We start from the raw sequence: 7026 nt of genomic DNA, 5'->3' as shown, positions 1-7026 counted from the left end.
TCGTAGAGCATTCGTCTTCCGCCACTGCGCCTGCAGGGCATCCCATTGTTTGGACATGGACATCCTGCGGCTGGCGATGCCAGCCGTCCCCATCGTGTGGAAGGCCTAAGCTGAACGCGCAATCAGGGCGTCAGCAGACCGATCATGCCACAACGCGAGGTGGTGTCTAGAACAAAATAAGAACGAGAAACCGCGCTTCGGAGTGAACCCCTACCCCGCCGCCAACTCCGCAGGGTTCAGTGGCAGGCTCCGCACCCGTTTGCCGGTCGCCGCGAAGATGGCGTTGGCGACCGCCGGGACGATGGGCGGCAGGGCGGGTTCGCCCAGGCCCGTGGGCGGGTTGTCGGACTTGAGGAAGTGGGTCTCGATCAGCGGCGCGTCCTGGATGCGCAGCAAGGGGAAGGTGTCGAAATTGCCCTGTTCGACCTGACCGCCGGCGATGGTGATCTGGCCAAACATCTCCGAAATGCCGTCGATGACCGAGCCTTCCACCTGGTTGATGGCGCCCAGGGGATTGATGATCTGGCGGCCCACATCACCGGCCACCCAAACCTTTTCCACCCGCACAGTCCCATCCAGGGCCACGGCCACCTGGGCCACCTCGGCGAAATAGCCCAGATGGCTGTAATGGAAGCCGATCCCCTTGCCCCGCCGGGGACCCAGATCGGTCTTGCCCCAGCCGGATTTCTCCGCCGCCAGACGGACCACGCCGGCCATGCGGCTTGCGCTATAGGCCGCGCCGACGGCCTCGCCCCGGGCCAGCAGCCGCAGGCGCATCTCCACGGGATCGACCCCGGCCGCATGGGCCAGTTCGTCGATGAAGGACTGCACCACAAAGGCGATGGCGTTGCTGCCCGGTGCCCGCAGGGGGCCCGTGGGCACGCCCAGCGGCATCATGGACACATCGAGCTTGTAGTTGTCGAGGAACCGGGCCGGGAACTCGGTGGCGGCCATGCCGGCGCTGCGGGCGGTGGTTTCCCCCTGACCGAAGGTCACGAAGTGATTGGCCCAGGCGGTGATCTCGCCAGACGCGTCCACTCCGCCCCGGAAGTGGTGGAAGCCCGCCGGGCGATAGAAGCCATGTTGGGTGTCGTCTTCCCGGGTCCAGACCAGCTTGACCGGCGCGCCGGCCTCCCGGGCGATCCAGGCGGCCTCGGCCATGTAGTCGTTCATCAACCGCCGGCCAAAGCCGCCGCCCGACCGGGTCATGTTGACGATGACGTTTTCCGGGGCCAGGCCGAGGGTCTTGGCCACCATCTGGCGGCCAGGCTCGGGCAGCTGGGTCGGGGCCCAGATCTCCATCTTGCCGTCATGGAAATGGGCCGTGCAGTTCTGCGGCTCCAGGGTGGCGTGGGCCAGGAACGGGTAGAAGTAGTCGGCCTCTACCGTCTTGGCCGAGGCCGCGAGCGCGGCCTCCACATCCCCGTCGCTGCGCAGGGTCTTGCCCCCCTTGGCCGCGACCAGGGCCTCGGCCTGGGCGGCATAGCCGGCGCTGGACTGGCTGGAGGTGGGATGATCGGCCCACTGAATGTTCAGCGCCTGTCGGCCCTTGTGGGCCGCCCACCAGGTGTCGGCGACCACGGCGACGCCGGGCAGCAGGCCATCAAACTCGGTCCCGCCCTCGACGATGAAGGCCTTGCGCACGCCCTTGACGGCCAGGGCCGCGGCCAGATCAGCGCTGGCCACCTTGGCCCCGAACACTGGGGCCTTGGCATAGGTGGCGTGGAGCATGCCGGGCAGCTGCATGTCGACGCCGAACAGGGGCTGGCCGGTGACGATGGCCGGGGTGTCCACCTGGGGGATCGGCTGGCCGATGATGCGGTAGTCGGCGGCATCCTTGAGCTTCAGGCTGGCGAGCTCCGGCGCAGTCTGGGTAGCGGCCTTGGCGGCCAGGGACCCATAGGTCGCCCGGCGGCGGCTCGCGGCATGGACCACGACCCCGGGCTCGGTGGTCAGACTGGCGGCATCGACGCCCCAGTCGGCGGCGGCCGCAGCCATCAGCATGGCACGGCCGGCCGCGCCCACCTGGCGCAGCTGGTCCCAGTGCAGGGGCGTGGCCATGCTGCCGCCGGCAAACTGACGGCCATAGGTCGCCGGATCATTGCCGGCCTGGACCGTGCGGACATTGGCCCAGTCCACGTCCAGTTCCTCGGCGATCAGCATGGGCAGGGAGGTCTTGATCCCCTGGCCGATCTCCGGGTTCTTGGAGACGATGGTGATGATCCCGTCCGGGGCGATCTTCACATAGGCGTTGAGCTTGGCCGGCCCGTCCGCCGCAGCCCCCTTGCCGGCGAAGCTGAAGGCCAGAACCAGACCCCCGGCCCCGCCGCCGGCCAGAACCGCCCGGCGGGAGGGGGAAAAACCTTCAGTGATGTTGGAGACGATGCCCATGATCTTCAGGCCTCCTGGCCGGCGGCGCGCTTGATGGCGGCGCGGATACGAACATAGGTGGCGCAACGGCAGATGTTCCCGGCCATGGCCGCGTCGATATCATCGTCCGTCGGGGTCGGGTTCTGGGTCAGCAGGGCTGTCGCCGACATGATCTGGCCGGGCTGGCAGTAACCGCACTGGGCCACATCCAGCTCGCTCCAGGCCTGCTGAACCCGCCGGCCGACCTCCAGGGCGCTGGCGCCCTCAATGGTGGTGATCTTGGCCTCGCCAATGACCTCGATGGGGGTCATGCAGGCACGGATCGGGACCCCGTCGGCGTGGACTGTGCAGGCGCCGCACTGGGCGATGCCGCAGCCAAACTTCGTGCCCACCAGCCCGAGCGTGTCGCGGAGCACCCACAGCAGCGGGGTGTCGGGGTCCACGTCGGCGGTCATCGGCTTGCCGTTGACGTTGAGCTCGTAGGCCATGCCCCGTTCCCTCTGGTTCTGATGATCTCAGAAACCCAGACTACGGGGCCATACCGCTCACTGTAAACAGTTGTTGGGGGCCTGGCCCTACAGCCGCGGAATCTGGATCACCCCGTCGGGCAGCTCATTGGGATTGTCCTGCGCATTCGCGGGGAAATGCTCGGCCAGAATGTCGCCGACCTGGCTCACCGCAGCCACCAGCCCTGCGCCGGTACGCCCGGCCTTGGCCTCGGCAATCAGAGCCGCCATGGCGCCGTCCCACCGGGACTGGGCCACCACCGCAGCAATGCCCTCATCGGCGATCAGCTCTGCGGCGTGCTCGGCCAGGGAGACGAAGATCAGCACCCCGGTGCGCTCCCGGGTCTGGTGCAGATTCCTGGCCAGGAACAGTTCCTGGGCGTGCCGGCGGGCCCGCTCCAGCTTGACGCTGCGCGGGGTCATGAACCGCCGCACCGGCCCCAGGGCGCCGATGACCGCCACCACGATGAACAGCGCCGCCTGCAGGGCCAGGGTGGTGGTCAGCGCGCCGCGAACGGCCAACTCGACGGCCGCGCCGGCCTGGGCCGCCGTCCAGGGGGCAAAGGCGTCGGGGACGGAGACCTCCACCCCGGCCAGCAGCAGAATGGCGGGTGCCGCCAGGGCCGTCAGCCCGGCCCACAAAAAGGGCGTCTCCCGATAGTCGGAGGATTCCTCGGCGATGACGCAATAGAGTTCGCCCCGGGTGCGGGCCTCGGCGGTGCGGACGGCGGTCTTGACCGCCAGGATGTCCTGTTCGCTCAGCATGTCACCAGCTCCCCGAGGATCCGCCGCCGCCAAAACCGCCGCCGCCGCCGGAGAAGCCGCCGCCGCCGAAACTGCCGCCGCCGCGTCCGCCGCTGGAGAGCAGCAGGGGCAAGATCCACCACAGATTGCTGCCGCCCCGATGGCGTCGGCCCCGACCAAAGGCGCCCATGAAGCCGCCGATGATCCACAGCACGATGAACAGCACAAAGATGATCGGGGCCGCCACGCCCTCGTCAGCCTGAGGCTGGCTTGCCTGCGCGGCCCGGGCCAGAGCCTCGTCCTCCGGCAGGGCCAGCTGGTCGATGATGGCCTGGGTCCCGGCGATGACCCCGGCCTCCATGTCGCCGTTGCGGAACTGCGGCAGGACGACGGTCTGCAGAATGGTCGAGGACAGGGCGTCGGTGAGGATCGGCTCCAGGCCGTAGCCGACCTCGATGCGGACCTTGCGCTCATTGGGGGCGATGATGAACAGGGCCCCGGAGTCGGTCTCAGCCTCGCCAATCCCCCAGTGGCGGCCCAGCTGGTAGCCAAAGTCCTCGATCTCATAGCCCTGCAGCTCGGCCAGGGTGACCACCACCAGCTGGCGGCCGCTGGCGGCCTCCAGGGCGGCGAGCTGCTCGCTCAGCTGGGCTTCGGCCTGGGGCGACAGCATGTCGGCACCGTCCACCACCCGGCCGGTCAGCTCGGGAAAGGTGGGCGTGCTCTGGGCATGTCCCGTCCCGGCCAGGGCCAGGACGAGACCCAAGGCCAGGGCGCAGATCGCGCCAAGGGACCTCATGGGGCGGGCGCAGGCTCAGGGGCAGGGGCAGCAGCGGGGGCAGGGGCCGGACCCACCGCAGGCGCAGGCGCCGCCGGCTGCTGGAAGCTCACCGTCGGCGCCGTCTGGGCCGAGGCTGAGGCTTCAAACGTCTGCATGGGCTCAGCCCAGCCATGGACCGTGTTGGCCCAGAGCGCCCCGGGGAAAGTGCGGATCTCAGTATTGTAGTCCCGGACGGCCTCATTGTAGTCGCGCCGGGCGATGGTGATGCGGTTCTCCGTGCCTTCCAGCTGGCTCTGCAGAGCCAGGAAGTTCTGGTTGGACTTCAGCTCCGGATAGCGCTCCTGAATCATCATCAGGCGGCCAAGCACCCCCGACAGCTGGTTCTGCGCCTCAGCGAACCGCTGGAACTGGGCCGGATCGGTGATGGTGTCGGCATTGACCTGGACCTGGGTGGCCGAGGCCCGCGCCTCGGTGACCGCCACCAGAACCTCGCGCTCCTGGGCGGCAAAGCCCTGGACGGTGGCCACCAGGTTGGGAACCAGGTCGGCCCGGCGCTGATACTGGTTCTGCACCTCGGCCCAGGCGGCCTTGGCGCGCTCGTCCTTGGTGGGAATCGTATTGATGCCACAGCCGGCGAGCGCCAGGGGGACGACGATCAGGACGGCGGCACGGGCGAGGCGGGCGAGCAATTTGGGCAAGGGGGCGCTCCTGGGCGATGTTGGCGCAGCTTCGAGGCGAATGTGGCCCTGCCCTCGCCCCGGCGCAATGGGTGCCGCGCCTCAGACGCCCAACGCCGCCTCCACCTGCCCCAGACGATCCTTGCCGAAGAACATCTCCTCACCCACGAAGAAGGTGGGAATGCCAAAGGCCCCCCGGGCGGCGGCCGCCTCGGTCCCGGCCATCAGCTCGGCCTTCACCTCGGGGGCCTGGGTCGCCTCCAGCAGGCCCTTGGCGTCCAGTCCGGCGGCGGTGAGCACCTCGGCGACTACCGCGGGGTCATCCATCTTGCGCCCGTCCTCCCACATGGCGCTCAGCACCGCCTCCAGATAAGGCCCCTCGACGCCGGCCCGGCGGGCGGCGATCAGCCCGCGCATGATCAGCAGGGTGTTCACCGGGAAATGCGGGTTCATCTTGAAGGCGCTCAGGCCGTGATGGGCCACAAACCTTCTGGTCTCCAGGTTCTCATAGGCCAGCTTGCCCTTGACCTCGCCAAAGGCCTCCATGGGCGAGCGGTTGTTGGTCAGCTTGAACAGGCCGCCCAGCAGGACCGGCCGGACCTCGAGCCTCGCCCCGGTGCGCGCCAGGATCGGGGCCAGGGCCTTCCAGGACAGGTAGGCGTTGGGACTGCCAAAATCGAACAGGAATTCCAGGGTGGCGGCCATCGGGTATCTCTCCTTGTTCACCAGGTCTCAGACCACGGACGAAGATCAAGCTCATGGGTCCAGGCCGAGCGGGCTTGGCGGTGCAGGGCCACATAGGTGGCCGCGATATCAGCGGGCTTGAGCACCCGATCCTCGGCCAGTCGCTGCGCAAGATCAGGGATGTTTTGCCGGCTGAACACCCCGTCGATGGACCCGTCCACCACCACATGGGCCACATGGATCCCCTGCGGCCCCAGTTCCCGGGCCAGGCTCTGGGCGACGGCGCGCAGGCCGTGCTTGGCCGCAGCAAAGGCTGAGAACCCCTCGCGCCCGCGCACCGAGGCCGTGGCCCCGGTGAACAGGATCGTGCCCCGCCGCCGGGGCAGCATCACCCGGGCTGCCTCCCGACCGGTGAGGAAACCGGCGAAACAGGCCATCTCCCAGACCTTGGTGAAGACCCGGCTGGTGGTCTCCAGGATGGAGAAGCGGACATTGGCCCCGATGTTGAACACCACCACCTCGATGGGCCCCACCTCGGCCTCGATGCGGTCGAACAGGGCGGTCATCTCCGCCTCTTCCCGGGCGTCGACGCCGTAAGCCCTGGCCTGTCCCCCAGCGGCGATGATCTCATCAGCCAGGGCCTGAAGGGAGGCCAGGTTGCGGGGCCGGCGGGTGATGCAGGCCACCAGGCCCTCCGCAGCGAAGGCCTTGGCGATCGCCCCGCCCACCCCATCGCCGGCACCGATGACCACGCAGGCGCCTTTGGACTGGTCCGACATGGGCTACTCCGTTCGGTTTCTGAACTCAGGTTCGTATTGAATTTGGACGGAGTCAATCGCATCATTGGCTGGCATCAGGAGGCCAACCGCATGAAGTGGGATGATCTGGCGAACGAGCCCTGTTCGGTGGCGCGCACGCTGGCGGTGATCGGCGACCGCTGGACCCTGATGATCCTGCGCGACCTGTTCCTGGGGGTGCGGCGGTTTGAGACCTTCCAGAGCCGCCTGGGCATTTCCCGCAGCATTGTCACGGAACGGCTGAACCTGCTGGTGACCGAAGGGGTGCTGGAGCGCAGGTCCTATCAGGACCGGCCCCTGCGCCACGAATACCGCCTGACGGCCAAGGGCCTCGACCTGCATCCGGTGATCATGGCCCTCGTCGACTGGGGCGACCGCCACTATGGCGGCCAGGACGGCCCGCCGATCCTGCGCCGCCACAAGGTCTGCGGCTGCGACTTCCACGCCGTCCAGGTCTGCTCCGAATG

At 68.4% G+C, this 7026-nt stretch carries 8 protein-coding genes; 1 reads left to right on the top strand and 7 read right to left on the bottom strand.

Annotation, left to right across the window (positions count from 1 at the left end):
* Positions 1 to 210: 210 nt before the first annotated feature.
* The 7 genes from MH112_RS14925 to MH112_RS14895 all read right to left on the bottom strand — a co-directional run bounded on the left by MH112_RS14925 (position 211) and on the right by MH112_RS14895 (position 6541).
* Positions 211 to 2391, bottom strand: coding sequence for a molybdopterin cofactor-binding domain-containing protein (locus tag MH112_RS14925; RefSeq protein ID WP_296569382.1), 2181 nt, complete (start codon positions 2389 to 2391; stop codon positions 211 to 213).
* A 5-nt stretch (positions 2392 to 2396) separates the two neighbouring features.
* Complete coding sequence (locus MH112_RS14920; RefSeq protein WP_296569379.1) at positions 2397 to 2858, bottom strand: (2Fe-2S)-binding protein; 462 nt, start codon at positions 2856 to 2858, stop codon at positions 2397 to 2399.
* Between the two features lie 87 nt (positions 2859 to 2945).
* Entirely contained in the window at positions 2946 to 3641 is a 696-nt protein-coding gene (locus MH112_RS14915) for a TPM domain-containing protein (protein ID WP_296569376.1), read from the bottom strand.
* A gap of 1 nt (position 3642) precedes the next feature.
* Positions 3643 to 4419: a TPM domain-containing protein gene (locus tag MH112_RS14910; RefSeq protein ID WP_296569373.1), complete on the bottom strand. Its 777-nt coding sequence runs from the start codon at positions 4417 to 4419 to the stop codon at positions 3643 to 3645.
* Positions 4416 to 5099: a LemA family protein gene (locus tag MH112_RS14905; RefSeq protein ID WP_296569371.1), complete on the bottom strand. Its 684-nt coding sequence runs from the start codon at positions 5097 to 5099 to the stop codon at positions 4416 to 4418. The genes MH112_RS14910 and MH112_RS14905 overlap by 4 nt, the downstream gene beginning before the upstream one ends.
* A gap of 81 nt (positions 5100 to 5180) precedes the next feature.
* Positions 5181 to 5783, bottom strand: coding sequence for a 2-hydroxychromene-2-carboxylate isomerase (locus tag MH112_RS14900; protein ID WP_296569369.1), 603 nt, complete (start codon positions 5781 to 5783; stop codon positions 5181 to 5183).
* 17 nt (positions 5784 to 5800) lie between these two features.
* Positions 5801 to 6541, bottom strand: a complete 741-nt coding sequence (locus MH112_RS14895) for an SDR family oxidoreductase (protein WP_296569367.1) — start codon at positions 6539 to 6541, stop codon at positions 5801 to 5803.
* Between the two features lie 90 nt (positions 6542 to 6631).
* Here MH112_RS14895 and MH112_RS14890 point away from each other — a divergent pair.
* Positions 6632 to 7026 (top strand): helix-turn-helix domain-containing protein (locus tag MH112_RS14890; protein WP_296569364.1); only part of this gene is annotated, 395 nt, incomplete at its 3' end.

It is taken from the genome of Phenylobacterium sp., from assembly GCF_022402485.1.
In the GTDB taxonomy this organism is placed as follows: domain Bacteria; phylum Pseudomonadota; class Alphaproteobacteria; order Caulobacterales; family Caulobacteraceae; genus Phenylobacterium.
Note: the sequence above shows the minus strand (reverse complement) of the source record. Positions and strands in the feature narration are given on the sequence as shown.

Excerpts from the sequence above, each read along its gene's own strand:
- MH112_RS14925 (WP_296569382.1), bottom strand. The coding sequence starts at position 2,391 with ATGGGCATCGTCTCCAACATCACTGAAGGTTTTTCCCCCTCCCGCCGG.
- MH112_RS14920 (WP_296569379.1), bottom strand. The coding sequence starts at position 2,858 with ATGGCCTACGAGCTCAACGTCAACGGCAAGCCGATGACCGCCGACGTG.
- MH112_RS14915 (WP_296569376.1), bottom strand. The coding sequence starts at position 3,641 with ATGCTGAGCGAACAGGACATCCTGGCGGTCAAGACCGCCGTCCGCACC.
- MH112_RS14910 (WP_296569373.1), bottom strand. The coding sequence starts at position 4,419 with ATGAGGTCCCTTGGCGCGATCTGCGCCCTGGCCTTGGGTCTCGTCCTG.
- MH112_RS14900 (WP_296569369.1), bottom strand. The coding sequence starts at position 5,783 with ATGGCCGCCACCCTGGAATTCCTGTTCGATTTTGGCAGTCCCAACGCC.
- MH112_RS14895 (WP_296569367.1), bottom strand. The coding sequence starts at position 6,541 with ATGTCGGACCAGTCCAAAGGCGCCTGCGTGGTCATCGGTGCCGGCGAT.